General features: G+C 56.1%; 2 rRNA genes (1 of these 2 running past the window's edge). Both read left to right on the forward strand.

The features are described from left to right. Nucleotides 1-2,702, forward strand: a 23S ribosomal RNA gene (locus BM214_RS12250) (it extends 179 nt beyond the left edge of the window). Between the two features lie 95 nt (nucleotides 2,703-2,797). Further along, a 5S ribosomal RNA gene (gene rrf / locus BM214_RS12255) occupies nucleotides 2,798-2,913 on the forward strand.

Raw genomic sequence — 2,913 nt, forward strand, 5'->3', positions numbered from 1 at the left:
CCCGGTGAACTGAAACATCTAAGTAACCGGAGGAAAAGAAATCAACCGAGATTCCGTCAGTAGCGGCGAGCGAACGCGGAACAGCCCAAAAGCCATGGTGGGTTTAGTGGAACGGTCTGGAAAGTCCGGCCATAGCGGGTGATAGCCCCGTACACGAAAGGCCCATTACGGTGAAATTGAGTAGGGCGGGACACGTGAAATCCTGTCTGAAGATGGGGGGACCATCCTCCAAGGCTAAATACTCCCTACCGACCGATAGTGAACCAGTACCGTGAGGGAAAGGCGAAAAGAACCCCGGTGAGGGGAGTGAAATAGAACCTGAAACCGTGTGCGTACAAGCAGTGGGAGCCCTTTATGGGTGACTGCGTACCTTTTGTATAATGGGTCAGCGACTTAACGTGAGTGGCGAGGTTAACCGTATAGGGGAGCCGTAGGGAAACCGAGTCTGAATAGGGCGAATGAGTCGCTTGCGTTAGACCCGAAACCGGGCGATCTATCCATGGCCAGGGTGAAGGCGGGGTAATTCCCGCTGGAGGCCCGAACCCACTAACGTTGAAAAGTTAGGGGATGAGCTGTGGATCGGAGTGAAAGGCTAATCAAGCCCGGAGATAGCTGGTTCTCCCCGAAAGCTATTTAGGTAGTGCCTCATGTATCACTCCTGGGGGTAGAGCACTGTTATGGCTAGGGGGCCATCCCGGCTTACCAAACCATTGCAAACTCCGAATACCAGGAAGTGCGAGCATGGGAGACACACGGCGGGAGCTAACTTTCGTCGTGGAGAGGGAAACAACCCAGACCGCCAGCTAAGGTCCCCAAATCATGGCTCAGTGGGAAACGATGTGGGAAGGCCCAGACAGCCAGGAGGTTGGCTTAGAAGCAGCCATCCTTTAAAGAAAGCGTAATAGCTCACTGGTCGAGTCGGCCCGCGCGGAAGATTCAACGGGGCTTAAGCCATGTACCGAAGCTGCGGACTTGCTTTGCAAGTGGTAGGGGAGCGTTCCGTACGCCTGTGAAGGTGTGCTGTAAGGCATGCTGGAGGTATCGGAAGTGCGAATGCTGACATGAGTAACGATCAGATGGGTGAAAACCCCATCCGCCGAAAGCCCAAGGTTTCCTGCGCAACGTCAATCGGCGCAGGGTTAGTCGGCCCCTAAGGCGAGGCAGAAATGCGTAGTCGATGGGAAACAGGCTAATATTCCTGTACCACGCCATGCTGCGATGGGGGGACGGAGTAGGCTAGGCCAGCCGGCAGTTGGTGTCCGGTTCAAGCGTGTAGGGAGTGCTTCCAGGCAAATCCGGTGGCACAATCCTGAGACGTGATGACGAGCTCCCAAGGGAGCGAAGTGGTTGATGCCCAACTTCCAAGAAAAGCCTCTAAGCTTCAGGCACGGCGTGACCGTACCCGAAACCGACACAGGTGGGCAGGGTGAGAATCCCAAGGCGCTTGAGAGAACCCGGGTGAAGGAACTAGGCAAAATGGTACCGTAACTTCGGGAGAAGGTACGCCTTTGCCGGTGAAGGGTCTTGCACCCCAAGCTGGCGAAGGCCGCAGAGACCAGGCCGCTGCGACTGTTTATTAAAAACACAGCACTCTGCAAACTCGAAAGAGGAAGTATAGGGTGTGACGCCTGCCCGGTGCCGGAAGGTTAATTGATGGGGTTAGTCTTCGGACGAAGCTCTTGATCGAAGCCCCGGTAAACGGCGGCCGTAACTATAACGGTCCTAAGGTAGCGAAATTCCTTGTCGGGTAAGTTCCGACCTGCACGAATGGCGTAACGATGGCGGCACTGTCTCCACCCGGGACTCAGTGAAATTGAAATCGCTGTGAAGATGCAGTGTACCCGCGGCTAGACGGAAAGACCCCGTGAACCTTTACTACAGCTTCACACTGGACTTTGAGCAGGCTTGTGTAGGATAGGTGGGAGGCTTTGAAGCGGTCACGCCAGTGATCGTGGAGCCATCCTTGAAATACCACCCTGGCCTGTTCGGAGTTCTAACCTCGTCCCGTGATCCGGGACAGGGACCGTGTGTGGTGGGTAGTTTGACTGGGGCGGTCTCCTCCCAAAGCGTAACGGAGGAGCGCGAAGGTACCCTCAGCGCGGTCGGAAATCGCGCAATGCGTGCAAAGGCAGAAGGGTGCTTGACTGCGAGACAGACACGTCGAGCAGGTGCGAAAGCAGGTCTTAGTGATCCGGTGGTTCTGTATGGAAGGGCCATCGCTCAACGGATAAAAGGTACTCCGGGGATAACAGGCTGATACCGCCCAAGAGTCCATATCGACGGCGGTGTTTGGCACCTCGATGTCGGCTCATCACATCCTGGGGCTGAAGCAGGTCCCAAGGGTATGGCTGTTCGCCATTTAAAGTGGTACGCGAGCTGGGTTTAGAACGTCGTGAGACAGTTCGGTCCCTATCTGCCGTGGGCGTCGGAGATTTGAGAGGCGCTGCTCCTAGTACGAGAGGACCGGAGTGGACGTACCTCTGGTGTTCCGGTTGTCACGCCAGTGGCATTGCCGGGTAGCTAAGTACGGACGGGATAACCGCTGAAAGCATCTAAGCGGGAAGCCCACCTCAAGATGAGATCTCCCTGGGCACTCGATGCCCCTGAAGGGCCGTTGAAGACGACAACGTTGATAGGCGGGGTGTGGAAGCGTAGCAATGCGTGAAGCTAACCCGTACTAATTGCCCGTGCGGCTTGACCATATAACACCCAAACAGTCTGGGTGTTGGCTCCTCGACACGACAACTCCCTAGATGTCTTTCCCGAATCGGCATGGCTACACCATGCCTACCCTTTGCCTGGCGGCCATGGCGAGTCGGAACCACCCGATCCCATCCCGAACTCGGAAGTGAAACGACTCAGCGCCGATGATAGTGTGGGGCCTCCCCATGCGAAAGTAGGTCACTGCCAGGC

Source organism: Ectothiorhodospira mobilis (assembly GCF_900114895.1).
GTDB lineage: Bacteria > Pseudomonadota > Gammaproteobacteria > Ectothiorhodospirales > Ectothiorhodospiraceae > Ectothiorhodospira > Ectothiorhodospira mobilis_A.